This window comes from uncultured Campylobacter sp., from assembly GCF_938045225.1.
Classification (GTDB): domain Bacteria; phylum Campylobacterota; class Campylobacteria; order Campylobacterales; family Campylobacteraceae; genus Campylobacter_A.
This window is the reverse complement of record NZ_CALINL010000011.1, coordinates 30,699-54,394: the sequence shown is the minus strand read 5'-3', so window position 1 is coordinate 54,394 and position 23,696 is coordinate 30,699. Positions and strand designations below refer to the sequence as shown.

General features: G+C 46.4%; 28 protein-coding genes and 1 pseudogene. 18 read left to right on the top strand and 11 right to left on the bottom strand.

Features of this window, described 5'->3' with window-relative positions; translation table 11 throughout:
* Nucleotides 1-48 precede the first annotated feature (48 nt).
* Nucleotides 49-1,029: a hypothetical protein gene (locus tag Q0200_RS01145; protein WP_297936772.1), complete on the bottom strand. Its 981-nt coding sequence runs from the start codon at nucleotides 1,027-1,029 to the stop codon at nucleotides 49-51.
* Nucleotides 1,030-1,101: 72 nt separating this feature from the next.
* A pseudogene (locus tag Q0200_RS01140) lies at nucleotides 1,102-1,782 on the bottom strand (CRISPR-associated endoribonuclease Cas6).
* A gap of 145 nt (nucleotides 1,783-1,927) precedes the next feature.
* Between Q0200_RS01140 and Q0200_RS01135 the strand changes: the two are divergent.
* The 6 genes from Q0200_RS01135 to Q0200_RS01110 all read left to right on the top strand — a co-directional run bounded on the left by Q0200_RS01135 (nucleotide 1,928) and on the right by Q0200_RS01110 (nucleotide 6,396).
* Nucleotides 1,928-3,100: a MalY/PatB family protein gene (locus Q0200_RS01135; protein WP_297936770.1), complete on the top strand. Its 1,173-nt coding sequence runs from the start codon at nucleotides 1,928-1,930 to the stop codon at nucleotides 3,098-3,100.
* 214 nt (nucleotides 3,101-3,314) lie between these two features.
* Entirely contained in the window at nucleotides 3,315-3,788 is a 474-nt protein-coding gene (gene moaC, locus Q0200_RS01130) for a cyclic pyranopterin monophosphate synthase MoaC (protein ID WP_297936774.1), read from the top strand.
* Nucleotides 3,763-4,026, top strand: a complete 264-nt coding sequence (locus tag Q0200_RS01125; RefSeq protein WP_297936768.1) for a DUF493 domain-containing protein — start codon at nucleotides 3,763-3,765, stop codon at nucleotides 4,024-4,026. The genes moaC and Q0200_RS01125 overlap by 26 nt, the downstream gene beginning before the upstream one ends.
* A gap of 8 nt (nucleotides 4,027-4,034) precedes the next feature.
* Nucleotides 4,035-5,306 (top strand): hypothetical protein, encoded by a 1,272-nt coding sequence (locus Q0200_RS01120; protein ID WP_297936767.1) that lies wholly within the window; start codon nucleotides 4,035-4,037, stop codon nucleotides 5,304-5,306.
* On the top strand, nucleotides 5,303-5,458 hold the full coding sequence (locus Q0200_RS01115) for a hypothetical protein (RefSeq protein ID WP_297936765.1): 156 nt from the start codon (nucleotides 5,303-5,305) through the stop codon (nucleotides 5,456-5,458). The genes Q0200_RS01120 and Q0200_RS01115 overlap by 4 nt, the downstream gene beginning before the upstream one ends.
* The gene (locus tag Q0200_RS01110; protein ID WP_297936763.1) at nucleotides 5,455-6,396 is read left to right on the top strand and encodes a DUF4299 family protein; all 942 of its coding nucleotides are present in this window, start codon (nucleotides 5,455-5,457) and stop codon (nucleotides 6,394-6,396) included. Before Q0200_RS01115 ends, Q0200_RS01110 begins: the two co-directional genes overlap by 4 nt.
* Nucleotides 6,397-6,633: 237 nt before the next feature.
* Here the strand turns inward: Q0200_RS01110 and Q0200_RS01105 are convergent, their stop codons facing one another.
* The 3 genes from Q0200_RS01105 to Q0200_RS01095 form a co-directional block, all read right to left on the bottom strand.
* Nucleotides 6,634-7,413: a hypothetical protein gene (locus Q0200_RS01105; protein WP_297936761.1), complete on the bottom strand. Its 780-nt coding sequence runs from the start codon at nucleotides 7,411-7,413 to the stop codon at nucleotides 6,634-6,636.
* A gap of 104 nt (nucleotides 7,414-7,517) precedes the next feature.
* Complete coding sequence (locus Q0200_RS01100; protein WP_297936759.1) at nucleotides 7,518-8,384, bottom strand: DUF3137 domain-containing protein; 867 nt, start codon at nucleotides 8,382-8,384, stop codon at nucleotides 7,518-7,520.
* Nucleotides 8,385-8,663: 279 nt separating this feature from the next.
* Complete coding sequence (locus Q0200_RS01095) at nucleotides 8,664-9,218, bottom strand: LemA family protein (RefSeq protein ID WP_297936757.1); 555 nt, start codon at nucleotides 9,216-9,218, stop codon at nucleotides 8,664-8,666.
* A 2-nt stretch (nucleotides 9,219-9,220) separates the two neighbouring features.
* Between Q0200_RS01095 and Q0200_RS01090 the strand changes: the two genes are divergently transcribed.
* Nucleotides 9,221-9,370 (top strand): hypothetical protein, encoded by a 150-nt coding sequence (locus Q0200_RS01090; RefSeq protein ID WP_297936755.1) that lies wholly within the window; start codon nucleotides 9,221-9,223, stop codon nucleotides 9,368-9,370.
* Nucleotides 9,371-9,614: 244 nt separating this feature from the next.
* On the opposite strand, the gene Q0200_RS01085 is transcribed toward Q0200_RS01090, so the two are convergent.
* The 3 genes from Q0200_RS01085 to dnaG all read right to left on the bottom strand — a co-directional run bounded on the left by Q0200_RS01085 (nucleotide 9,615) and on the right by dnaG (nucleotide 13,130).
* Complete coding sequence (locus Q0200_RS01085) at nucleotides 9,615-10,190, bottom strand: restriction endonuclease (protein ID WP_297936753.1); 576 nt, start codon at nucleotides 10,188-10,190, stop codon at nucleotides 9,615-9,617.
* 298 nt (nucleotides 10,191-10,488) lie between these two features.
* A complete protein-coding gene (locus Q0200_RS01080; RefSeq protein ID WP_297936751.1) occupies nucleotides 10,489-11,475 on the bottom strand; it encodes an argininosuccinate synthase domain-containing protein in 987 nt (328 codons plus the stop codon).
* Nucleotides 11,472-13,130 (bottom strand): DNA primase, encoded by a 1,659-nt coding sequence (dnaG, locus tag Q0200_RS01075; protein ID WP_297936749.1) that lies wholly within the window; start codon nucleotides 13,128-13,130, stop codon nucleotides 11,472-11,474. The genes Q0200_RS01080 and dnaG overlap by 4 nt, the downstream gene beginning before the upstream one ends.
* 63 nt (nucleotides 13,131-13,193) lie before the next feature.
* Here dnaG and Q0200_RS01070 point away from each other — a divergent pair, with 63 nt between their 5' ends.
* Genes Q0200_RS01070 through Q0200_RS01050 form a run of 5 tightly spaced genes read left to right on the top strand, consistent with a single transcriptional unit; the run spans nucleotide 13,194 to nucleotide 16,713 of the window.
* Nucleotides 13,194-14,219, top strand: a complete 1,026-nt coding sequence (locus Q0200_RS01070) for a hypothetical protein (RefSeq protein WP_297936747.1) — start codon at nucleotides 13,194-13,196, stop codon at nucleotides 14,217-14,219.
* Entirely contained in the window at nucleotides 14,197-14,634 is a 438-nt protein-coding gene (rnhA, locus tag Q0200_RS01065) for a ribonuclease HI (protein ID WP_297936745.1), read from the top strand. The genes Q0200_RS01070 and rnhA overlap by 23 nt, the downstream gene beginning before the upstream one ends.
* Complete coding sequence (gene rnc / locus Q0200_RS01060) at nucleotides 14,634-15,302, top strand: ribonuclease III (RefSeq protein WP_009494817.1); 669 nt, start codon at nucleotides 14,634-14,636, stop codon at nucleotides 15,300-15,302. Before rnhA ends, rnc begins: the two co-directional genes overlap by 1 nt.
* Entirely contained in the window at nucleotides 15,299-16,513 is a 1,215-nt protein-coding gene (aroC, locus tag Q0200_RS01055; protein WP_297936742.1) for a chorismate synthase, read from the top strand. The genes rnc and aroC overlap by 4 nt, the downstream gene beginning before the upstream one ends.
* A 47-nt stretch (nucleotides 16,514-16,560) precedes the next feature.
* A complete protein-coding gene (locus Q0200_RS01050; protein WP_297936740.1) occupies nucleotides 16,561-16,713 on the top strand; it encodes a hypothetical protein in 153 nt (50 codons plus the stop codon).
* Nucleotides 16,714-17,361: 648 nt separating this feature from the next.
* Here the strand turns inward: Q0200_RS01050 and Q0200_RS01045 are convergent.
* The 3 genes from Q0200_RS01045 to Q0200_RS01035 all read right to left on the bottom strand — a co-directional run bounded on the left by Q0200_RS01045 (nucleotide 17,362) and on the right by Q0200_RS01035 (nucleotide 20,015).
* The gene (locus tag Q0200_RS01045; RefSeq protein ID WP_297936738.1) at nucleotides 17,362-17,937 is read right to left on the bottom strand and encodes a ribonuclease HII; all 576 of its coding nucleotides are present in this window, start codon (nucleotides 17,935-17,937) and stop codon (nucleotides 17,362-17,364) included.
* Nucleotides 17,938-18,027: 90 nt separating this feature from the next.
* The gene (locus Q0200_RS01040) at nucleotides 18,028-18,909 is read right to left on the bottom strand and encodes a hypothetical protein (RefSeq protein ID WP_297936736.1); all 882 of its coding nucleotides are present in this window, start codon (nucleotides 18,907-18,909) and stop codon (nucleotides 18,028-18,030) included.
* An 11-nt stretch (nucleotides 18,910-18,920) separates the two neighbouring features.
* Nucleotides 18,921-20,015 (bottom strand): ATP-binding protein, encoded by a 1,095-nt coding sequence (locus tag Q0200_RS01035; RefSeq protein ID WP_297936734.1) that lies wholly within the window; start codon nucleotides 20,013-20,015, stop codon nucleotides 18,921-18,923.
* A gap of 161 nt (nucleotides 20,016-20,176) precedes the next feature.
* On the opposite strand from Q0200_RS01035, the gene Q0200_RS01030 reads away from it, so the two are divergent.
* The 6 genes from Q0200_RS01030 (at nucleotide 20,177) to rplB (ending at nucleotide 23,696) form a co-directional block, all read left to right on the top strand.
* A complete protein-coding gene (locus Q0200_RS01030) occupies nucleotides 20,177-20,671 on the top strand; it encodes a tetratricopeptide repeat protein (RefSeq protein ID WP_297936732.1) in 495 nt (164 codons plus the stop codon).
* A 394-nt stretch (nucleotides 20,672-21,065) separates the two neighbouring features.
* Nucleotides 21,066-21,377, top strand: coding sequence for a 30S ribosomal protein S10 (rpsJ, locus tag Q0200_RS01025; RefSeq protein WP_002947121.1), 312 nt, complete (start codon nucleotides 21,066-21,068; stop codon nucleotides 21,375-21,377).
* A 14-nt stretch (nucleotides 21,378-21,391) separates the two neighbouring features.
* Complete coding sequence (rplC, locus tag Q0200_RS01020; RefSeq protein ID WP_297936728.1) at nucleotides 21,392-21,970, top strand: 50S ribosomal protein L3; 579 nt, start codon at nucleotides 21,392-21,394, stop codon at nucleotides 21,968-21,970.
* Nucleotides 21,967-22,581 carry a 50S ribosomal protein L4 gene (gene rplD, locus Q0200_RS01015; protein ID WP_297936726.1) on the top strand — a complete coding sequence of 205 codons (615 nt, stop codon included), beginning with the start codon at nucleotides 21,967-21,969 and terminating at the stop codon, nucleotides 22,579-22,581. Before rplC ends, rplD begins: the two co-directional genes overlap by 4 nt.
* Before the next feature lies 1 nt (nucleotide 22,582).
* A complete protein-coding gene (locus Q0200_RS01010) occupies nucleotides 22,583-22,864 on the top strand; it encodes a 50S ribosomal protein L23 (RefSeq protein ID WP_002947118.1) in 282 nt (93 codons plus the stop codon).
* A gap of 1 nt (nucleotide 22,865) precedes the next feature.
* Nucleotides 22,866-23,696 carry a 50S ribosomal protein L2 gene (rplB, locus tag Q0200_RS01005; protein ID WP_002947117.1) on the top strand — a complete coding sequence of 277 codons (831 nt, stop codon included), beginning with the start codon at nucleotides 22,866-22,868 and terminating at the stop codon, nucleotides 23,694-23,696.

Genomic DNA, 23,696 nt, shown 5'->3' with positions numbered 1-23,696 from the left:
TTTAGATACGATAACGGTAAAGATACGAAAACCTTCTATCATATTTTACTAAAGATAATAGATGATAATAGAGAATCCGCTTAAGTTCCGTTGAGCCAATAAAATAGTATTTAAAACAGGCAAATTTTCCTGCTTTTTAGCTATTGTCTCGAGATAATAATCTATGCTAAATTTTATGGCTTCCTCGGCGATTTCAATATTTTTTATATCACTTTTTGAAGTCTCTTCAAGTATTTTTACAATCTCTTCTAAATTTACTGAGCTACTCAAAATAGTCGGCAAAATCGCCATTTTCATACCGTAAAAATTGTGCGATAGCTTATCTTTTATCGCTTTAAAGCCGTTTTCTACCTTTTTTGCGCTATTGGCGCTTAGCGGCAGGAGTTTTGATTTGATAAATTGCATATTAGCAGGCAGCTCATTTACCGAGCAAAACGCCAAATTTGCATCGCCGCCGATACCTTTTTCATTTGTCAAAATATCGTATCCATAGGACGATTTTTGCTCTTTTATGCTGATATGATTTTCAAAAATTTGCTTAAAATAGGCAGAAATGGGCTTGCCCTTGTATGAGAGCGAGAAAAAAGTGGCGACCTTTTTGCCTTTTTCCTTTTTTATCTCATCAAGACCTTTGATCTCATATATAATATCGGCAAAATATTCTTCATTTATACTAGGTAACATAGACAAAATAGCGTCTTTTTCTATGTCGCTCGGCTCAAAAAACGAGAGCAAATTTGAAACCGATCTCAAAACGCCTTTTATAAATTTAGCTTCGTCTTTATTTACTTCTTTGGATAAGAATTGATAATTTGGAAAAAGATTACCGGAATTTGCGCCTACGCCAAATCTACATATTATCAGATCGTCTTTACTTATGTTCAAATTCGGCTCTATTCGCTTGCTTTCTATGTCACAGAGATACGCTTTGATTGCGTCGTATTTGTAGGCTTCGTTTTTGAGACGCTTTTCGTCTTTTTGGTATATTTCGCCTATGTCGGCGAAAATATTTTCCTTATTTGTATTCAAATAAAGTCTAAAAGATTTAACTAATTTTGCGCCTATCACACTTAAATATCTATAAGAAATTAAATAAATTTTCTAGCAATTTATAATCTTCACAAACCCCGCTCCGCAGTTCATACATCCGTTTCCGACGCCCGCATCAAGAATCAAATTTATGAGCTCGGGCTGCGCGCAAATTTTCCATTTTGATTGCCAAGCCTGAACCGGCGAGCGGTTATTGCCGTAATAAAAATTAAACGGATTTTGTTAATTTTGCCAGAGCAAATTTAGCTCAAATTTGCCGTCGTATCTGCGCCCGGTAAGAGTTTCAAATCTTTGCAAGGCGTTTGTTTCCATCATCTCAAGATGCCTAGAATCTTGCGGCTGTAGATAAATTTTATGCCCCAAAAGTCCGTCTACCGCGCATGCTACGTAGCCTTGCAGCACCGCTTCGCTTTGCGTAGTTCTGTGTTCGCTAACCGCCACAGTCGTATCGCACAGGCAAAGCTCGCCCAAGCTTAACCCGTCTTTTAGCACGGCAAGCGCGATTATTTTTTCAAATTCCGGCTCATATGAGGTAAATCTAATCCGCAAATTTACGCCCTTTAAACGAAAATCAAAATTCGTTCGTTTAAAAATTTTGCCGCCGGGTTCGTGCTTATATCCTTCGTGCTCGGCGCTTGGCAAATAGCGGTAGACGTAGCCTTGGATGAGTTGAGGCAATGCCTTTGAAATTTTTAAATTTGTGCTCGGCAAACGTGAGGTTATCGTGAGCATTTTTATCCTTAAATTTGCTAAATTTTTAATGCAATTATAAAAAATATTGCATTAAAAATCGACTTTGCTCAAAAATGTAGCAAAATTTTAAATTTTGCCCGTCAAATTCGCTAAAATATCCGAAAAAATCACGCAAGGAGAGTAAATGAAATACGATTTTGACGCGCCGGTGGAGCGAGGCGGGACGTATTCGTCAAAGTGGAAAACAAGCGGCGACGAGCTACCGATGTGGGTGGCGGATATGGATTTTAAAGTTGCGCCCGAGATTTTAGAAGCGCTGCAAAAGCGCCTGGATAACGGAGTTTTTGGCTATTCGTACGTGCCGTGGGAGTGGAGCGAAGCCATCTGCTCGTGGTGGAGCAGGCGCCACGACGTCAAATTTGACCCGAGCTGGCTGATTTTTTGCACGGGCGTTATCCCGATCATCAGCTCCGCCGTGCGCAAATTTACGAGCGTGGGAGATAAAATCGTGATCCAAAGTCCCGTCTATCACGTCTTTTACCGTAGTATCGAAAACAACGGTAGGATCGCGCTTACAAACGAGCTAGCCTACGACGGGCGCGGCTACGATATAGACTTTGCGGACCTCGAAGAAAAGCTCGCCGACCCGCTAACGACGATGTTTATCCTTTGCAACCCGCACAATCCCGTCGGTAAAATTTGGAGCGAGGAAAAGCTAGCCAAAATTGGCGAACTATGCGCTAAACACGGCGTTTTGGTGATCTCTGACGAGATCCACTGCGACATCACGAGCCCTGGCAAAAACTACGTACCGTTTATCCGCGCGAGCGAGACTTGCAAAAACATCTCGATCACCTGCGTTTCGCCGACAAAAGCCTTTAACATCGCAGGCTTGCAAAGCTCAGCCGCCGTAGTGCCAAATCCAAAACTGCGCGCCAAAATGGCAAAGGCTATCAACGACGACGAGGTCGGCGAGGGCAACGCATTTTCTTGTATCGCGGCGATCGCGGCGTTTGAGCGAGGCGAAGCGTGGCTCGAGCAGATGCGCGAATACGTAGAACAAAACCGCAAAACCGTGAGCGAGTTTTTGCAAAGCGAACTGCCGCAGATCAGGCTTGTAGAGCAGGACGCCACGTATCTGCTATGGCTTGATTGCCGCGAAATTTGCGACGACGCGAGCGATTTTCATAAATTCTTACGCCAAAAAGCGGGTCTTTGGCTAAACGACGGCAACGCGTACAGAGGTGCCGAAAAATGCTTCTTGCGCCTTAATATCGCCACGCAAAGATCGCGCGTGCTAGAGGGGCTAAAACGCCTAAAATCAGGTGCTCTGGCCTATGCGAAAAGTAGGGAATAATATATTTACGAAAAATTGGGATAAAATTTAGACCTTTTTGGTATGATTTGCGCGTCCGACAAGAAAACCTCCTTTTTGTAACGGCGCCTCGGCTCCCCCTGCCGAGGCGTTTTTGTCTTATTCATTAAGCTTTTTTAGCTATAATCCTTCTCATAAATTTACTCCGCCTAGCTCAAATTTAAGCAAATTTAGCGTTTCAGGCGAAAGGACGAAAATGCTAACTCACATAGACGAAAACAACCGCCCTAAAATGGTCGACGTAAGCGACAAGGGCGTAACTACGCGCATAGCCGTAGCAAGCGGCATTATAAAAATGTCGCGCGAAGCCTTTGACGCGATCAAAAACAACACGGGCAAAAAAGGCCCCGTCCTGCAAACCGCCGTCGTAGGCGCGATAATGGGCGCGAAAAAGACGAGCGAACTCATCCCGATGTGCCACCCGCTGCTAATCAGCGGCATAAACTGCGACATCGAGGAGTTAGAGGGTATCTGCGCCTACAAGCTAACCGTTAGCGTCAAGATAGAGGGCAAAACAGGCGTCGAGATGGAGGCGCTAACGGGCGTTAGCGTCGGGCTACTAACGATCTACGATATGATAAAAGCGATAGATAAAACCATGCAGATAACGGGTATCGCGCTAGAAAGCAAGAGCGGAGGAAAAAGTGGCGACTATATGCGATCTAAATAAAGAACCAGAAATCATCTATCCAAATTTCTGGGAATACAAAATCATCGTGCTCGAAAACGAAAATGCCGAAGCTATCGCGCAGGGCGTCGTAGGCGAAAGGCAACACAAGATAACGCCGTCAAAATCGAGTAAAGAGGGCAAATACAAAAGCTACAATTTAAGCGTTTTGGTTAATTCTAACCAGGAGCGGTTAGAGATATTTTCCGCGCTAAAACGCGTTTGCAAATACGTATTATAAGGGCTTTTATGCAAAATTTAGTCTTCATCCAAATCATAAAAGAGAACAAAAACGACCCGCAAATTTCCGTTTTGATCAGGGAATTTGCGCTAAGCGAGTTTAGAAAAAGCGTCAAAGGCGGCGACGCAAACGCGGCTCTGGCTAAAGAGTTTGAGCAAATTTGCGAGGCGCTAAAAGGCGAGGGTCTGCTAAACCGCCAAAACGTCGCCAACCTCATCCAAAGCGCGGGCGACGCGCTAAGCGAAGCAAAAGAGCAGTATATCCACCGCCTAATCTACGAAAAAGAGCAGATCGATCGGCAAATTTACGCGCAAAAAGACGAGATAAAAAACGACGTTCGCGCGCTACTTGAAAATATGGAAAATTTCATCAAAAGCAGCGACCTAGCGGATAAAGACGAAATTTTAACCGCGATAGACGAAAAAATGCTCTGCGAGCTACAAATGCTGGGAATCCTAAAAGAAACCACCGAGGCGGCGTTTCTAACTGCGATCGAAAAGGGCGACGGCGTGAAAGATACGGTGGAGCAAATCGCCAAAAACGTCGTACTTAGCGCGATAAACGAGGGCGAAGCGAGCAAAGAGCGCATCCTGGAGATCGCAAGGACGGTCTGCGAGGCGGCGTGCGAGATAGCCGATGTCGATCAGGCCTTTGCCAAAGAGCTAATCAGCGGTGCGATCGGCGGCGTAAAAGAGGCGCTTGGCAAAAGGACGGAGAAATTTATCGAGGAGATCAAATTTGCCCCGGACGGCCAGACGCTGCTGGGCGAGGCCAGAGAATTTGTTAGACTCGAGGAGAGATTTGTAGCGATGCTGCGCGATATGGCACGCTCAGATGAGCCGTCTGCTGCTGTGATAAACGAAATCCTAGACGAGTCCGTCGATAGCTACTTTGCTAAATTTAAGCGCCTGCAAAACGACGTTTCGCGCCAGATCGAGCTTCAGCTAGAGGAGCTAAAATTTAACGAAAATATCGATAAATTCGCTAGCCTTGCGGGAGCTAAATTTGAGGAATTAAAGCGCGAAGTCGGCCAGGCCGGCGATAAGCTTAAAGAAAATTTTAACGCCAAAGAACGCATAGAAGCACTAAAAAAAGAGATCAGCGACTTTGAAAAACGAACGCAGGAGAAGCTAACCGAGATAAGTGCTAGCGAGATCGGTGAGAACCTCAAAGCAAAATCAAAAGAACTAGGCGAAAAACTCTACAAAGCCGCCGAAAATCTCATAAAAACCGCCAAAGAAAAAATCGGTAAAAAAGAGGATGAGAAAAAGGACGAGTGAGCCCAGCCTGGGCGCATTTGGTTAAATTTGCGCCCGGATTTTACTTACCCGCTACAAACGGCGGCAAATTTGACGCGGCAAATTTGCGTTCAAATTTAACTCCGCCAAAATGCTACGCGACGCTAAATTTAATACCAAAGGATCAAAAATGAGCATCACGTTTTTCGTTAAAAATAAAAAGAAGTTTCTAGTCGGCCTTGCGCCCGTGATGAGCGTGGAGGAGGCGCTGCGACTGGTGCCGAATTTATCGCAGTTTAACGCCAATGAAGACGACGAGGAGTTTGACGCCGATGGCTTTTACGGCGCGAAGCTCGATGAGCTTGACTGCCTCGTTGCCGGCACGGACGGACTTAGCGGACGCGGCTTTGAGATCGGATACGAAGACGGCGCCTATAACGTCCGCATCGGCACGCCAAGCACCCGCACGGACTGGAAAATCGCGCTAGAGTACCTAAAAAACCTAGCCATAAAAATGGACGGTGATATAACGAGCGAGGACGGCGAGAAATTTAGCGCGCAAAATATAGAGGGCTTTAACTATGAGCACGACATACGCGCGGGGCTAGAGGCGATAGAGCAAAATTTGCAAAAAGAGGCGCAAATCAGCACTATTTACGGCACGCGAAACGAAGTGTCGTTCGATCAAAAGATCATAGCTCGCATACTTAGCGCAAAGGATCCAGCGGACGAATTTGGCAAATTCGTAACCGATATCCAAAACCTAGACGCGTATTTTGCAAATCAGATGTTTTATCGCAGGAACGATAACGGCGAGATCATCGGACAGTACGTCTTGTCGCAAGGCGTCGTTACCGCGCTGCCGTATGAACCTAGCGTGGAGTATAAAAATTTGCAAATGCTAGGCGATGAGAAGGTCGCGCACTGGTCGGTCGCGATATTTGGCGGAGAGGGCGACGATGAGGAAAAATACGAGATCCTAGCGACGCTAAAATATGAAAATTTCATCCAAAATTTGCCAAAAGATAAATACGAATTTATCGACGCTAAAAATATCGTCGTACGCGCGTTTAGCAAAGAGGAATTTGACGCTCTCATCGCAAAATGCGGCGAAGAGGGGCTGGCGGACTAAACGGCTTTTGACGACGGATATCCGACTTCTCGCTTTTTAAAGAGATGCAACGCAGGGCAAATTTAACTTTAAATTTGCCGATCTTTCATTTAAAAACGGCGATATTGCATCTGAATACATCGACTGTTAAAGCAAAAGATAAAACATGGCGGCTTTGGGCTGAGTTAATTTATTTTATTCGTAAGCAAGTCCGGTAAAATCAGCTACGGGGTTTGATTCTATACAGTCGTTTCAAATTTACTCCCCATCTTTTGCTTTGCCGATTTTGTCCGTTTTTACCCAAGCCGCGATATATATAAAAAACGAAGCTACGAGAAAAAACGAGCCAAATACCGCTAAAGAACCGCTCGCCCACATCAGCTCGCCCGCAAAAAACGTGCAAACGTAGACGCGAAAAAGCCCGTTTCTAGTTAGTCTTGCAAGCTCGAAAAAAACCTTTCCCCACACGAACGCGACGTAGCCCAGCAGCAGTAGCGCGATGATGGCGACAAGCTTAGCGAGCGGATGAGCCGCGTCTGCCATATACGATGCCAGCGTCGCCGTGACGTGAGCGACGAACATTACGATCATCGCCTTGCCGTAGTTTACGTGCAGATCCTCGCTATGAGCGAGCCGGGCGACTCCGCCTAGCGCCGCGTAGGTTAGCAGCGCGGACGATATGGCGGCGATATTGTCCGTGATCTGTAGCGCTAGCCCCGAGTAGCTAGCGATAAAGTACGCATATATCTTGATCGCGGCCGGCACGATACCCGATGCGATGCCTAGTATCCTAGCCCGCTCAAACGCCGCGCTCTCTTTTAGCGCAGCCTTCGTCTCCTCGCTTCTGGTATCCTTTACGGCGCGCTTTTCGCCCTCGTCTGCGATCACAAATACGTCTTTGGCAAATATCCCTCCGGGCCGAAACATTACTTGCTCGCCGCCGCTGGGTCGCCCCGAGCGCACGTCCTCGAAACTAAATTTATAGTATTTCCCGTCATCGCCGATTATCGTCGTTTCGTTTATCGCTACGCCCTTCAACAACTCTCCTTTTTGCGTTTTTGCCGCCCTATTTTAGATTAGCCCGCTCGTTTGTATTTTTGGGGTGCGGGTTATGCCGCCCGTCAAATTTGACGCCACGCTCCCTAGTCCAGCCAAATTTTACGGTTTAGCCGCAACTCCTCGACGATACGCAAAAATCCGCCGATCTCGTCTTTATAAAATCTATTCGCCCCCTTGCCCACGAGTGGACGGCGCAGATCGGGCTCGAAGTTATCGCGTCCCGTGCGGATCGCCATGCAGATTTTATCCCCGGTTAGCACGATGTTTATGGGGCGGTGAAATCTCATTTTTAGCAGTTTTAAGCTCTCCATCAAGCTTGGCGTGAGCGCGTATCTAGCCTCGATCTGATCGGTCGCGTAAACCCTAAAATACCGCTCAAACTCCGCGTCGTCCATCCTCGCGCGCTTGCCGCCATAGTCCTTAAAATCATCCGTCCCACTGCAAATTTTCGTGACGCCCTTTAAGCGTTTAGGAAAATCCGCGACGAACAAAAGCCCCGCAAAAAGCACTCTATGAGTCTTGTTCCCCTGCCAGTCCTCTTTGATGCTTATCGCCTCTACGTCGCTAAATTTGACCCGCACGCCCTCTATCTGCCCGAAAATCAGGTCGTTGCCCGAGTATTTATCGATGTCAAAATCGTAAATCATATAAAGATAATCGCTCTCTACGTATTCGCCCGGATAATACGTCAGACCGCACTCCTCCACGATGCTCCTCACGACTTTTCGCTTAAATTTAAAGGTAAAGCTATCCGTGAAAATACTCTCGAAAAAATAGTACATCGCAGTCCCACAAACCACAAATGCACCCGCGCTAAGAGCGGCGTTTTGCGCGGCTAGATAAAGTAGCCAAGCAAGTGTCGCGGCGACGAAGACGCAGGTGAGTTTTAGCCTAAAAATCGAGCGTAAAACCTTTTGTCGCTCAAGCTCTAGCAAGGCCAGATCGTCCATTTATGCTCCTGTTTTTCATTTAACGCAATTTTTGCAAATTTGGCTATTTTACGCCTGCATTTTGGCTTTCGTCTTTAAATTTGCGTTTTAAACCGCTTAAATTTAAGCTCGCCGTTTGCGGGCGACGACGCTCAAATTTGGATCAAATTTGCCGCTCAAATTTACCGCCCGCGCCGCTTTTGCACTCAAATTTGACGAACCGACGAAGGCTGCTTGCATTTTAAAGAGTGCTGTTAAGCGCTCAAATTTAACGTCAAATTTGACTAAACGAGCATAAATTTAGCGGTTAAAAAGCTCGTGCACGTCGTGCGGATCGTCTTGACCCTTTGGCACCTCGAAAAATGCCGCCTTATGAAACCTCGCCCAGCTAGCGACGATGTTTGACGGAAACATTTCCACGGCGTTGTTATAGTCGGTCACTGCGGCGTTGTAGGCGCGGCGCGCGGCGGATATCTGTTCCTCGATCTCGTTTAGCGTCTTTTGCAGGTGCATGACATTTTCGTTGGCTTTGAGTTCGGGGTAGTTCTCGACGACGACGTTGAGCTTTGAGATGAGGTTTGACAGCTCGCCGTTTAGCGCAAATCTCTGCTCGTCGCCCGCGGCCTTTTGGATGCCGCTTCTAAGCGCGGAGATGTTTTCTAGCAGCTCGCGCTCGTGCGTGATGTACTGCTTGACGGTGGCGACGAGGTTTGGGATGAGGTCAAAGCGCCTTTTTAGTTGCGTATCGACGCCCGATCTGATATTTGAGACCTGGTTGCGCTTGCCCACCAGCGAGTTGTAGAGTGAGATGACGATGAGCGCGAGAACGGCGATGATGCCTAGGACGATGTACATTTTTGCTCCTTTTTAGCCGTGATTATAGCCAAACGGGGCTAAAATTCGTAAATTTGAGCTTGATTTTGGGCTTTTGGACGGCTGTTTGGCTGCTGATAGTGCACGGACTTTTTTGGACGTTTGCACGGTTTGATTGCACTAGCTCGGCTTGACGGCGGATGCTTTTATTGTTTATGTTTGCAATATCAAATCGGCCCCCAAATTTATGCGCTCCGCAAAGCTGCCAATTTAACCATAGCCAAATTTAACGGTAAATTTTAAAAGAGAAAGTAAATTTCATTGCGTTGTTATTGCAGTCTTTACAGCATTGCGTTCGATTTAACTGCCCGCTTTATTGCGGACGAGGATAAGATGTAAATTTGATAAAAATAGAGTTGCGGCAAATGGTTTTGGATTTTACGTCAACGCGCTTAACTGTTTGCTTGCAAGCAGTTTTTCTAGCTTGCGATTTTTAAAGAATTTTACGACGTCAAACGCGATTTTGGCAGCCAAAAGCGCCAAAAAAACATGTCTAAAAGCATAAAATTTGCCTAGATATTTATGCTTTTTCATAAGTTTTAGCGCGAGAGATTTTATCGCTTCTATGGGCTTTTTGATTGCTTCGCCGATCATTTTGTCCTTTATCTCGTGGGCGACTAGAGCGGTGACGGTTTTTAGGTATTTTTTAGTTTTGGGCGCGGGTAAATTTTGCGTCTTGGTTTCGCCGTAAACGTCGCCGACCCAAGCTTCAAAATTTTGTCTAGCATTTTTGTTTTTTAGGAGTTTTTCGCCGACCTTGCTTATCTCGTAAATCCCTCGCGAGGTCTTTAAAACGATCCTTTTTTCTTGCGGCAAAGCTTGAATTTTAGGGCTATTTGCTATGACGCCTAAAAGCGCGTCCGTTTTGCTTTGGCTAGCACCCGTTTTACGCGACAAAAACTCCGATATTTCTTTACGACTCGCCTTTTTTCTCTCATTTACAAACTGTGCCAATAAAAATAATCCTTGATAATCCATCACAAAAACTCTCATTATTATATTAAAATGAGAATTATACTTAAAATATATCAAAATAAAATAAAAGCCAGTATCATTTTGATTTCACCTCGTCGTAAGATAAATTAAATTTGCCGAGTTGCAACAAAGGGTTTGTGTCGTAAATTTGAATTTTATCCGTGCGTGGGCTCTAAAATTTGCGGTAAATTTAATGAAAGACGACAAAAACTTAAGCGCTTCGAGCCGCTTAAATTTGCCATTTTCCGAAAATCAGGCAAATTTAAAGCTCCTAAATTTAACTAACAAAAAACTCCTGCGCGGGCTCTTTACTCTCAAACGGCTTCACGCAAATTTCGCGTTCGCCGACTCTAGCGAGCACTGCCGTATCTTTATCCGCTCTAGTGTAGGCAAGCGCCAGCCGCACGGCAAGCTGGAGGTCGGCTTCGTTAAATTTAGCGTCAATGAAACTCACCGCGCCCACGATATCGCCGTCAAATTTGATCTGAGTAAATTTCGGATTATTTAGAGCTAGCAGTTTGGCGTTGTCGTTTTCGTCGCGGCCGATGACCATTTTGGTGCCGTTTGTTAGGCGTAAATGGCGTCCGAGGCGCAGTAGCTGCATATCCGCGCTCGTCATTTCAGGGTCAAATTTGATGAAATCTCTGATTTTATTCGCAAAGCTCTCGATCGTGAGCAAGCACCCGCCGCCCGGCGTCTCGTACTCGCTAAAGCCAAACTCTTTCGCAAGCGCGAGCTGCCTTTTGCGGTCGCGTCCGCTGATGGCGAGCAGTTTGCTGCGATCGACCCAGCCCTCGCGCTCCGGTTTTGTGGGCTTCATCAGCTGCGCAGACATCGGACGCAGGATGAGATCCTCCTCGTCGCCGGCGGCGTTTTTGACCTGCGCCATCGCGTCGCGTCTCTGACTCATTGGACGCTGGCCGATCACTTCACCGGTCGCGATAAAATCTGCGCCCTCCGCGCTCATCATCGCAAGCGCGGTTTTAAACATATATCCGTGGCAGTCGATGCATGGGTTAAAGTGCTTGCCGTAGCCGTATTTAGGCGTAAAAAGCACGTCGCGCAGGTATTCGTTTCTGATATCGATTATTTTAAGCTCGGCTCCGGCTTCATTCGCGCGGCGACGTAAAATTTCGGCCTTTTTCTCGTCGCCGCTAAAGCCGATGTCGATGTGCACAGCCGTGACGTCGATGCCTTGGGTCGTTAGCAGCTTGATGGCGATCATGCTGTCCAGCCCACCGCTAAATAAAACTAATGCTTTCATTTTTTAAGTTCCTCGATAATTTTTTTTATTTTTGATAGTATTTGTTTTTTTTCCTCTAAAGGAATTTGTTTTGCCGAATATTCTTTGTGCAAATTCTCGTAAAATCTCACTTTTAAAATAACTATATTTTTTAAAATTTCATCCTCGTCTTTAAAGGCGTCGTAGTTTTCAAACATCAGCTCGCGAACAGCAGGATCGTCTGCATTAGCCCCCTGTGCAACCGCTTCGTAAATATCTCTGTGACGGACGAAATACTCAGTTTTTAAATTTTCTAAAACAATTTTTTTAAAATTTGGATTTTCGATCATCGTTTTTAAAAACCGAATTTCAAGTATATCTTTACGACCGCGCTGATTTTTGCCCAAATTTTGCATTTCGTAGGCTTGCATGCGCTCCTGAGCGGCTTGCGTATTTGCGCCCCTAGTTAACCAAAACGACCCCTCGGCTATCTTTAAAATTTTAGCCACTAGCGGGGCGTAGGAGTTTGCTACGACGGGCTTTAGACTTGCCGTAAAGGCCTGGATCGCTTCTAGCGCTTTTTGCTTTTGCACGGGGCGCGAGAGGTCAAAGCCGCTAGCTAGATGCCTGATGTAAAATTCGCCGATCTCCGTGCCGCTTTCAAAAATTTGCCGCAGATACTCTATCTTGCCGGCAACTACCATATCGGCCGGGTCTGCACCGCCTTCTATGATGACGACGCTGCCGTCGATTTCGTTTTGCGCGAGCAGCAGGGCGGACTTCGTCGCGGCGTTTATGCCCGCGTCGTCGCCGTCAAAGCACAAAATCACGCTAATCTCGCCGCGTTTTAAAAGCGGCAAATGCTTGGTCGTGAGCGCGGTTCCAAGCACGGCTACGACGTTGTTAAAGCCCGCCTTATGCAGCATGATGACGTCCATGTAGCCTTCGGTGATTATGATCTGATTTTTGGTGAAAATTTCGCGCTTTGCCAGGTGGTAGCCGTAAAAAAGCGTCGATTTGTCAAAAACCGCGGACTGGGGCGAATTTACGTATTTAGCGGGGTTGCCGCTGATCGTGCGTCCGCCAAATCCCACTAGCCGTCCCGCGTGCGTGTAGATAGGAAAGGTGATGCGGTTTATGAAGCTAGCGTAGATGCCGTTTTCGTTTTGCTTTACGATACCGATTTCTAGGGCTTCTTTTGGCTCTATTTGCTCGTTTTGCAGTAGCCTTATCGTTTGCGCGCTTTCAGGCGCGAAACCTAGTTCAAATTTATCTATTAGCTCGTCCGTTATACCGCGCGAGTACAAATACTCCACGGCCGCTGGTGTTTTATAAAGCAGTGAGCGGTAAAAGGCGTTTGCGTTTTCTAGGATGTGCTTGTTTTCTTTCGCCGGTTCGCCGCCGCACACGTAGTTTAGCGTGAAATTTTGCAGCCCGGCGATCTTTTCGACGGCTTCGGGGTAGCTTAGCTTTTCGTAGTCCATTACGAATTTGATCGCGTCGCCGCCGGCCTTACACGAAAAGCAGTGAAATATCCCGCGCGACGGGCTCACGCTCATGCTCGGGTTTTTATCGTCGTGAAACGGGCATACGCACACGAAGTTCGCGCCGCTTTTTTTCAGCGGCAGATAGTGCCCGACGACATCGACGATATCGGTTTGCGCTTTTAGTCTTTCTATTGATTTTGGATCGATCATAAGCGAGATTATACAATCGTTTTGCTATAATCGGCGTTAAATTTGACTTTAGAAAGCGGCATTTTGGATATATTTTTTATCGAATTTAGAGACCCGATTTTCGGTCTCGTGGTGCTAGTCGCCGCGGTGCTCGTGATCGCCGTTTTTAGCTATGCGTGGGGCGTTTTTAAGAGCAAGGACGAAAAGGCGGAGATCGCGGGATTTTTGAAAAAATTCGGCAAATCTCAAGGCCTGAGCGAGGAAAACAAGCAGCTTTTGATAAACTCGGGCGCAGATACGGCTACGATGTGCTTTTTGGCGGGGACGTTTTCAAAAAGCGGGTATTTTGAAAAAGCTATCAACGTCTATGCCGTGGCTTTGGAGCGGGCTAAAAACCGCGTGGCAAAGGAGCAAATTTTTACCGATCTTGGGCAGACTTATTTTAAGGCAGGCTTTTTAGAGCGCGCAAAGAGCGTCTTTTTGGAGGCGCTAAAAATCTCTCCGCGAAATCAAATCGCGCTAAAATCGCTAACGATAATTTTCGAAAAACTAAAAGACTATGAGGGCGCGCTGCAGGCTTTGGATGCCTTGCAGGAGCTTGGCGAGGGCGTGAGAGCGCAGACGGCCTACATAAAGGCGCTGCAAATTTTAGCGGATAAAAGCAAAGACGAAGCGGCCAAAATCGGCGAAATTTTAGCTCTAAAAGATGAATTTGCGCTAGTGCGGCGTATGGCGATGGAGAGGTTAAATTTAAGCGGCTCGGCTCTTAAAGATTTTGCCGATTTCCCGCCGCTTGAGGACGTTTTAGACTTGGTTTATTATCAAAACTCACCCGTAAATTTAACCGATCCCGAGTACAAGAGCCTGTTTTTCGTCAAAGGCATGAGCGACGAGGATGGCGTGCCGCTGGGCTTTGAGTTAGAGGTTTTAAAGAGACTAAAAGCGGCAAACTACGACAAAGCCGCGCTTAGCTTTAACTACGTTTGCAAGGGCTGTAAAAATGCCTTTCCGATGCATTTTTACCGCTGTCCGATGTGTAGCGAGCTAGGCAGCGTGCAAATTTTGCCTCACATCACGGAAAAATCCGATGAAAACAGTATGCCTTTTTAGCGACGGCTCGTGCCTGGACAACCCGGGGCCGGGCGGCTGGGCGTACATCCTAGAGTACGGCGAGCACAAAAAAACGGCAAGCGGCGGCGAGGTGCACACTACAAATAATCAAATGGAACTACGCGCTGCGATCGAGGGGCTAAAAGCGCTCAAGCAGCCCTGCCGCGTAAAGCTCTACACCGATAGCTCATACGTCGCAAACGCTGTAAATGCGTGGCTGGACGGCTGGGTGAAGAAAAACTTTAAAAACGTAAAAAACGTCCCGCTATGGCAGGAGTATCTGGTTGCTAGCGAGCCGCACGAGGTTGAGGCGATCTGGGTCAAAAGCCACGCCGGACACCCGCAAAACGAGCTTTGCGACGAGATGGCGCGCGAACAAGCCGTAAAGATAAAAAATAGCTTAAAAGGCGAATAATGCGAAATTTGGAAGAGAAATTAGGATATAAATTTAAAGACGAAAAGCTGCTGAAAACCGCGCTCACGCATAAAAGCGTAAAAGGCGGCGCAAACAACGAGAGGCTCGAGTTTTTGGGCGATGCGGTGATGGATCTTGTGATCGGGGATTATCTTTTTCACAAATTTTCGCGTCTGAGCGAAGGCGATCTAAGCAAACTGCGCGCCGCACTCGTAAATGAAAAAAGCTTTGCCGAGCTCGCCAAATATCTAAATTTGGGCCAGCTCATCAACATCTCGCCGGCTGAGGAGCACAACGGCGGACGGGCAAAAGCCTCGATCCTATCAGACGCCTTTGAGGCGCTGATGGGCGCGATCTACCTAGAAAGCGGCTTTGACGCCGTGCGCGCAGCTAGCCTAAAAGCCTTTGAGAGGTGCTACCCTGATATAAATTTCGACCGCATGGTAAAAGACTACAAAACAGCGCTACAAGAGCTCACGCAAGCGCGCTTCGCCGAGATACCAAAATACGTGCTGGTGGGCTCAAAAGGCCCCGATCACAAGAAGGAATTTGAGATCGCGCTGATGCTAAACGAGCGCGAGATCTCGCGAGCCGCGGGCAAGAGCAAAAAAGAAGCCGAGCAAAAAGCCGCTAAAACCGCGCTTGAGATTTTAGGAGAGGGCAAGTGAACACCTTTGGACGCAAACTAACGCTAACGACGTTTGGCGAGAGTCACGCAGCAGCGATCGGCGGCGCGCTAGACGGCTTTCCTGCGGGCGTGCATATTGATTTAAATTTTATCCAAAGCGAGCTTGACAAACGAAAACCTGGCAGCTCGAAATTTGCCACGGCAAGGAGCGAAGGCGACCGCGTGGAGATTTTAAGCGGCATGTTTGAAGGTGTCAGCACGGGTACTCCGATCGGCTTTATCATCCGAAACGAAAATCAAAAATCGGGCGATTATGAAAATTTACGCGAGCTCTTTCGTCCGGGGCACGCCGACTATGCTTACTACCGCAAATACGGCATACGCGACCACAGAGGCGGCGGACGCAGCTCGGCTAGAGAAACGGCCGTGCGCGTGGCGGGCGGCGCGATAGCTCAAATTTTGCTGGGCGAGTTTGGCATCAGCGTGCAAAGCGGCGTGGCTAGCGTGGGCGAAATTTCGTGCGGCGAGCGGTTAGACTTTGATCTCGCGGCGCGCTCGGAGATATTTTCGCTAGGCAACGAAGAAGCGATGAAAGAAGAAATCCTGAAAGCCAAGCAGGGGCACGACAGCGTCGGAGCTAGCGTCGTAACGGTTATCCGCGGCGCGCCGGCCGGGCTTGGCGAGGGGCTATACTATAAATTTGACGCGGCAATCGCGGCTGCGATGATGGGCATAAACGGAGTCAAAGCCGTAGAGATCGGCGAAGGCGTGTGCGCGAGCAAGATGCGCGGTAGCCAAAATAACGACTCGATGGGCGCGTCGTATGCAGGCGTAAATTTGGGCGTAGATAACTCTACTCTTGACGGTGCGGGCGATCGGTCAAATTTAAACGGCGGCAAATTTGACGAATACAAAAGCGAGGCGGACGGCGCGACTTGCCGCGGCTCAAATTCGGACGAGAAATTCGGTTTTGCCTCAAACCACGCGGGCGGAACGCTAGGCGGCATGACGAGCAGACAAGAGGTCGTGATAAAGACGCATTTTAAGCCCACTCCGTCGATATTTTTGCCTCAGCCGACGCAAAACGTGCGCAGCGAGGATGTCATCTGCGAGCTGCGCGGACGGCACGATCCATGTATCGGAGTGCGCGGTAGCGTCGTAGCCACTGCGATGGCAAGGCTAGTAACGGCCGATATGCTGCTTTTAAATTTGAGCGCAAATCTAGCAAATTTAAAGAAAATTTACGGCTAACTCCAAGATAACCGCACTTCAAGCGAAGCTGAGAAAACGGACGCTGCGTGCGTAAAATTTGCAATGATTTTTGCGCGCGTTTGAGCGATCTAGCCGTAAATTTCGGCTACGAATACGTAAAATCCAGCCGCGAAATTTATAAAAATCGGACATTTTCATGCGTGGCAAAGACGTTTGGCAAATATATATTTATGATATAAACGGCGAAAAAACGGCGTAACGGACATATTTTATATAAAAATATCTCGCACGGCGGCTTAGAAAATTTACTCGCAGACGCCGCAAAATATCTAAAATTTATGCAAGAAATCATAGAAAAATGGAGCGCACCGATGAGACGGGAGCGCGTAAATTTAGACTTTTAATCCAAACGTCAAGCGCAAATACGTCCTCAAAAAATCGCGACCAACGAACTACGAAGCTCGGAAATCCAAGCCTTGGTACGATATTTACGCGAACGAGTCGGCTTTTTGCGTTTATGAGGAGTTTCGCAGCTTTTTAAAATATCCAGCGCAAAATAAGCCAAATTTGCTTCATTTTTGCGTTTAAATTTGCGGGATTTTTAACCAAAATTTAGAGTTTTACCGCTACGCCAAGCGGTGGTCGCCCTGAGGTCAACGGCATTGCGACAAGCGCGCGTAAATATCAAATTTACTCTTGTTTTCTTGTAGAATCAAATTCGGCAACTAGGCCGTATCGCATAATTCTGTCACTCATAAGGTCGCCGATAAAACAGTTAAATTTAAAGACATTCTAGTTTTAGTTTTTTGATATTCATATGAAAAATTCGTAAAATTTGCCGTCGCGCAAATGTTCAATCTATTTTACGAAAACAAGGCTACGCAAAGTCAAATTTGTTCGTCAAACAGTCCGCGCTCAAAGCTTTTCACGCGAAAGCTGCGCCTTTGCAGCGGCGAGTCGCCAAGCCTTGCGATCGCGTCTAGATGCGCCTTTGTGCCATATCCTTTGTGCGCGGCGTATCCGTAGCCAGCATGCACGCCGTCCCACGCCGTCATCAGCGCGTCGCGGCTGACCTTGGCTAGGATGCTTGCGGCGCTTACCTGCGCGACTTTGCCGTCGGCTCCGACCATGGTTTTTATGCCGGTGCCGTAGTTTGCGTTGCCGTCGTAGAGTAGCTCACAGTCCGTAAAATGCGACTTAAACAGCCGCAGTGCGCGTCTGAGGCACTCGCTAAGGCCTAGCTCGTCGATCTCTTTGTTTGAAAAATATACGATGAGAAAGTCCGAGTTTTTGATGATCTCGCGAAACAGCTGCTCGCGCAGCTTCGCAGTCAGTTTTTTAGAGTCGTTTAGTCCAGCTACCTCACTCTTTAGTACGCATGCAGCTACCGCTAAAGGGCCCGCTAGCGCACCGCGCCCCGCCTCGTCGATACCGCAGATTTGGGCGTCAAATTCGTTTTTCATCGCTACGCTTTCAAATAAATTTTGAAAAATTTAAGCTATCAAATTTTGTCTTGCATGTTTCAAGATTTCCTTTTCTGGCGGAAAATTTGCCTAAAACAGCCCAAAATTTTGCTTTAAATGCTCTTTGATGGGCTCAAGCGGTAGCGAGATCTCGCTGTTTTTGCCGCCGGTCGCACCGTCAAAAAACGTAATCCCGCTTGGCGAGAGCGTAAAATTTTCGCTTGGATTTATCTTTTCTTTTGCGAATATCGCCGCTAAATTTACGTCGTTTAGATCCTTAAAAACGTCGCTCAAATTTATCTTTTTTAGATTTTTTAGCCAGACGGTTTTGCAGACTTTTCCGCTTGTGCCTAGTTCGCAGACGCTTCTTATTTTGCCGTTTTGATACTCGAGGTTATTTAGCGCGTTTGCGGTGTTGTTTGAAGGGTCTTTGAGCCACGTCGTTTTAAAATTTACAAGTTTTGCGGCGAGAGATTTTTTGTTATTTTGTGCAAATTTTGGCGAATAAAAGTCACTCGCTACAGCTTCAAATCGCGCCCCGTCTCGCTCGATCTCTTGTAGCCCGAGTGCAGCAAAATCATAGCTCGCGACCTGTTTTAGCACGGCTTTTTGCGCCTTGCCTCTGATCGCTAGTTTGCCCGTTAGTTCGCCGTTGTCCTCTTTTACGCTTAGATTTAGCCACTCGGTAACAGCGTTTACGGCCGTTATATCGGCGCCTGATTTTTCGATGCCGCCTTTAGTAAAGTCGTATCTGGCGCCTTCGAAAAAGGCGTGTCCCTGAAATTTGGGCGGTAAAACGGCGCCCTTGTCGCTAAAATTTTCAAACTCGGCCTCAAGTTCGCTGATGTAGAGCTCAATTTTGCTCCCGTCCGCTTCGCCTGCAAATTTATAAATTTTACCCTCGTTTTCGTGTCTGATCTCATAGCCTAGCGCCAAAACGCAGGCTAAAAATAGCGCCGCAACGGCTCTCACAATCGCTCCTTTTATATGCCCAGCGCCCAGCGCGAAAACGGCGTGACTTCGCATTTTATGCCCTCTATGCTCGTCTCGCCCGAGTTTGCCACGCTGATTGCTTGTAGCCTATTTATACCTAAAATTTTTAAATTTGCGTGCAGTTTTTTAAATTTTAAAAAGACCAAATCCGCATCGCTAAACGGCGAACAAATGATCGCAAGCTTCCTTTTTGGCAGGAAAAAATCAAGCTCTTTTGTATAAAAAATCTGCTCGTTAAATTTGGCCAGCTCACAAAAAACCGTGTTGTTGAAATTTTTAGCGAAGTCCTTTTTTAGACTTAGCGCGCTTTTAAACGCAAAGTCGTTAAAATAAAGCCTTTTTGCGGCGTTTGGCTCGTTAAATTTTTCCACTAGGCTAACCACGCTCATATTTTCTAGCTCGCTAAGCGCGCCGTAAACGCTATCTTTTGAGATTTTGCGGGTGGATTTTAGCGTGCTAAAAATCTCAAAAACGCTCACATTTTGCGCCTGAGCTTTCGCGCACTCTTTTAGCACGGCTAGTTGCGTGGCAGATAGAGACGATTTTAGCGCGGTTTGCAGATTTGTCGCGACGTTTTCGGCGTCGCAAAAGGCCGATGCCGGGCTCCTGCCATGAAGCAAAAAGTGGCTAAAAAGCGTTTCTGGGTCGATCTTTTTTGAAAAAAAGGCGATAAATTCCTCGTAGTCTAAAAAATCCAAATTTAGCTCGTTAAAACCGCTAAAATTTGCATCTCTAAATCGCGAGGCTAGGATAAAATTTGATAAATTTAGCTCCAAAACCGGCTCAAATTTTTCCTGAAATCTCTGCTCGAAATCGTCGATCGCTAGAATTTTTATCTGAGGATTTTGGCGTAAAAACTCTGGCAAATTTGACAAAATCTCATCCGCACCTATGCGTAAATCGCCTAAATTTACATATAAATACTCTTTGCTCTCAAATGTCGACAAAAAGCCCGCGATTAGAGATGTTTTGCCGCTTCCTATACCGCCTTTTATCAGCGTTTTGGGCGCTGTGATCTCAAATTTTCTATTTATAAAATTGACGTTTTTCGGCGGATTTTGATAAAGCGCGATTAGGGTTTGCATTTTTTGCCTTTAAAATTTGGAAAATTATAACGAAGTTTCCTTGTAAAGAGGAAGATAGTTAAAATTTGACGCCAAAAAACAAGGGTAAATTTAACGATTTTTTAAAAAAAAAAAGGGGGGGGGGGAGAATGCGTTAAATTTTTATTTGAAAGGCGGATATTATGAAAAAAATTACGGTTTTTGGTCTGATGTTAATAAGCGCTTTGGTGATAGACAATCCGATGGCAAATATACTAAAGGACTATGAAAACAAGTGTAATGCCGGAGACGAGATGGCGTGCGGCGTGGCGGGCGGAGTTTATGATTTTGCCTTTGAGGTGTACGGGGTAAAGCAAGACTACGGCAAGGCGATGAAATTTTATAAAAAGGGCTGCGATAATGGAAACTACAGGTCGTGCAATAATCTAGGCTTTATGTACCAAAATGAAAAAGGCGTAAAGCGGGACTACAAAAAAGCGTTTGAGTTATATGCTAAATCTTGTGATGTCGGAAACGACGCGCTCGGTTGTAGAAATCTTGGATTTTTGTATATCAATAAGCATGTTTCAGGCATAAATGAGAAGCAAGCGTTTTTGGAAGGATTTGGGCGTGTTAAAAAAGCTGCGACATCACGCCGGATTTTACTGCTTGCAGCTTTTTGGGCGATGTATACTTAGAATTAAATGAAAAAAACGACGCAATGAAATATTATCAAAGAGGATGTACTGCCGGGGCTACCGATAATGTTGTTCAATCTTTTGAAGAAGGCGTTAAGCTTTGGCAACTAACCTGCGGAAAGTACGAACTTTTAAAGCAAGGCTCAAGGTAATTTTAAAATTTGGACATGGTTTTAATCTGTCCAAAATCTCCCAAAATCAAATCTAAATTTCCAGCATCAAATTTTCAGCCGAATTTACAAAAACTTCCTTATAAAAAGGAAATAATTTTATTAAATTTCACCAAATTTGCTCAAAATATTGACATTAAAAAGTCATTTGGATAAAATCCGAGTCTCTTACACAAGTAAGAAGTGTCGTATGTTTGCGACAAGTTCTATTCAAAGGAAAGAAAATGGAAAGAATCAGGCTTAAGCTTAAAGCTTATGACCATAGAGTTCTCGACCGCACAGTTGCAGCCATAGTAGAAGCTGTCAAACGAACGGGCGCCGATGTCAGAGGTCCGGTGCCGATGCCTACGAAGATCAAACGCTACACGGTCTTAAAATCACCACACATCAACAAAGACTCACGCGAGCAGTTTGAAATGAGAATTCACGCTAGAATGCTAGATATCGTAGCGGCTACGCCCGATACCGTCGACTCGCTAACAAAGCTTGACTTAGCCCCTGAGGTTAACGTCGAAGTCCGCGCGATGGGCAAATAAAGGCGAGGTGAAAGATGGAATATATCGTAGAAAAAATAGGCATGAGCAGAACGGTTAATAACCCGAGCATCCCTGTTACGCTTCTAAAGGTCGTAAACGCTAAAGTTTGCGAAGTGAGCGAATGCGGCAGCGCGATAGTAGCTTATGCTAAAGGTAAAGCAAAAAATAAAGCCATAGAGGGTCAGCAAAAAAAATATAGCCTAACAGCGGAATTTAATAAATTCGCAACCCTAGAGGTCGCCAATAAAGAGGCGGGCGATCTTGATTTTAGTCCGCTTAGCTCGGCTAAAATTTTAAAAGTTAGCTTCAGCTCAAAAGGTAAAGGCTATCAAGGCGTCGTGAAAAGACACGGCTTTGGCGGCGGTCCGAAAAGTCACGGTTCTCGCTTCCACAAAAGACACGGCTCTATCGGTAACCGCGAGTGGCCGGGACGCGTTCAGCCTGGTATGAAAATGGCCGGACATACCGGAAACGAAAAAGTTACCGTTAAAAACGAGATCGTAAGCTTTGACGCCGAAAACGGAATTTTGGTTTTAAAAGGCAGCGTCGCTGGCTATAACGGCGCAATGGGCAGAATAAGGATAGTAAAATGAGTAAAGTTTGCGTATTAAACGAAAAATTTGAAAAAGCTAGCGAGCTTGATCTACCGGCTAATTACGCTGAGATTAACCCGCACAACCTATATCTTTACGTTAAGTCTTATTTGTCCGGTATGCGTTCAAATTCGGCTCACACCAAAACCAGAGCTTTCGTAAGCGGCGGCGGTAAAAAACCGTGGAGACAAAAAGGTCGCGGCGGCGCTAGAGCGGGCTCAACCAGAACTAACGTCTGGGTAGGCGGCGCAGTGGCGTTTGGTCCGAGCAACGAGCGAAACTACTTCCAAAAGGTCAATAAAAAGCAAAAAAGATTGGCGCTTGAGTTCGCGCTAAACGAAAAAGCTAACGCGGGTAAAATTTTCGCGGTAGATAGCATAGAGATCGCAAGCGGTAAGACTAAAGACGCAGCTAAAGTAATCAACGCGTTAAATTTGAGAGACGCTTTGGTCGTAAAGGATCTGCTTGACGACAACACGCTATTGGCGTTTAGAAATCTATCAAACTGCTATCTAATCGATGCGAGCGAGATAAACGCTTACTTAGTGGCGACTTACGGTGCCGTCGTTATCGAGAAGGCCGCACTTGAAACTATAATAAAAGAGGGCTGAAATGGCAGATATAACTGATATCAAAACGATTTTATATACGGAAAAAACTCTCGGTCTTCAAGAGCAAGGCGTGGTCGTTATACAAACTTCGCCTAAGATGACTAAAAATAGGCTGAAAGAAATTTTGAAAGAGTATTTTGGGGTAACGCCGCTTCGCGTAAATTCGCTTAGAATTGACGGAAAAGTTAAGCGTTTCAAAGGAAGAGAAGGACAACGAAGCGAGATAAAGAAATTTTACGTTCAGTTGCCTGAAGGCTCAAGCCTAGAAAACACGGAGGCGTAAGATGGCGATAAAAACCTATAAACCTTATACACCTAGCCGCAGATTTATGACGGGTCTATCAAGCGAGGACATCACTGCTAAACCTAGCGTGAGAAGCTTGCTTGTAAAGATCCCTGTAAGCGGCGGTAGAAATAGCAATGGTAGAATAACTTCTAGACATAAAGAAGGCGGAGCGAAGAAGCTTTATAGAATCATCGACTTTAAACGCCGCAAATTCGGTATAGAAGGTAAAGTCGAAGCTATCGAGTACGATCCGAACAGAAACTGCCGCATCGCGCTTATCGCTTATAAAGACGGCGAAAAACGCTACATCATCAGACCAAACGGACTAAACGTTGGCGATATCGTAGCGGCGGCCGAGGCAGGTCTAGACATAAAACCCGGCAACGCGATGAAACTAAGAAACATCCCGGTTGGTACTATCGTGCACAACGTGGAGCTAAAACCTGGCAAGGGTGCTCAGATGGCTCGTTCAGCTGGCGGTTACGCTCAGCTAATGGGTAAAGAGGAAAAATATGTAATGCTTCGCTTGCCAAGCGGCGAGATGAGACAAGTACTCGCAGAGTGCATGGCTAGTATCGGCGTAGTAGGTAACGAAGATTGGGCGAACGTAACTATCGGTAAAGCCGGACGCAATCGCCATAGAGGTATCCGTCCTCAAACTCGCGGTTCTGCGATGAACCCGGTAGATCACCCGCACGGCGGTGGTGAGGGCAAGAAAAACTCAGGCCGTCATCCTGTTACTCCATGGGGTAAACCGACCAAAGGTGCTAAGACTCGCCGCAAAAAGGCTAGCGATAAGCTTATAATTTCAAGAAGGAAAGGTAAATAG

Excerpts from the sequence above, each read along its gene's own strand:
- Q0200_RS01045 (WP_297936738.1), bottom strand. The coding sequence starts at position 17,937 with ATGAAAAACGAATTTGACGCCCAAATCTGCGGTATCGACGAGGCGGGG.
- Q0200_RS01080 (WP_297936751.1), bottom strand. The coding sequence starts at position 11,475 with ATGAAAGCATTAGTTTTATTTAGCGGTGGGCTGGACAGCATGATCGCC.
- rplB (WP_002947117.1), top strand. The coding sequence starts at position 22,866 with ATGGCGATAAAAACCTATAAACCTTATACACCTAGCCGCAGATTTATG.
- rplD (WP_297936726.1), top strand. The coding sequence starts at position 21,967 with ATGAGTAAAGTTTGCGTATTAAACGAAAAATTTGAAAAAGCTAGCGAG.
- rplC (WP_297936728.1), top strand. The coding sequence starts at position 21,392 with ATGGAATATATCGTAGAAAAAATAGGCATGAGCAGAACGGTTAATAAC.
- Q0200_RS01110 (WP_297936763.1), top strand. The coding sequence starts at position 5,455 with ATGAGCATCACGTTTTTCGTTAAAAATAAAAAGAAGTTTCTAGTCGGC.
- Q0200_RS01030 (WP_297936732.1), top strand. The coding sequence starts at position 20,177 with ATGAAAAAAATTACGGTTTTTGGTCTGATGTTAATAAGCGCTTTGGTG.
- Q0200_RS01035 (WP_297936734.1), bottom strand. The coding sequence starts at position 20,015 with ATGCAAACCCTAATCGCGCTTTATCAAAATCCGCCGAAAAACGTCAAT.
- Q0200_RS01100 (WP_297936759.1), bottom strand. The coding sequence starts at position 8,384 with ATGGACGATCTGGCCTTGCTAGAGCTTGAGCGACAAAAGGTTTTACGC.
- rnc (WP_009494817.1), top strand. The coding sequence starts at position 14,634 with ATGCGAAATTTGGAAGAGAAATTAGGATATAAATTTAAAGACGAAAAG.
- Q0200_RS01135 (WP_297936770.1), top strand. The coding sequence starts at position 1,928 with ATGAAATACGATTTTGACGCGCCGGTGGAGCGAGGCGGGACGTATTCG.
- moaC (WP_297936774.1), top strand. The coding sequence starts at position 3,315 with ATGCTAACTCACATAGACGAAAACAACCGCCCTAAAATGGTCGACGTA.
- Q0200_RS01010 (WP_002947118.1), top strand. The coding sequence starts at position 22,583 with ATGGCAGATATAACTGATATCAAAACGATTTTATATACGGAAAAAACT.
- dnaG (WP_297936749.1), bottom strand. The coding sequence starts at position 13,130 with ATGATCGATCCAAAATCAATAGAAAGACTAAAAGCGCAAACCGATATC.
- Q0200_RS01095 (WP_297936757.1), bottom strand. The coding sequence starts at position 9,218 with ATGTACATCGTCCTAGGCATCATCGCCGTTCTCGCGCTCATCGTCATC.
- rnhA (WP_297936745.1), top strand. The coding sequence starts at position 14,197 with ATGAAAACAGTATGCCTTTTTAGCGACGGCTCGTGCCTGGACAACCCG.
- Q0200_RS01120 (WP_297936767.1), top strand. The coding sequence starts at position 4,035 with ATGCAAAATTTAGTCTTCATCCAAATCATAAAAGAGAACAAAAACGAC.
- rpsJ (WP_002947121.1), top strand. The coding sequence starts at position 21,066 with ATGGAAAGAATCAGGCTTAAGCTTAAAGCTTATGACCATAGAGTTCTC.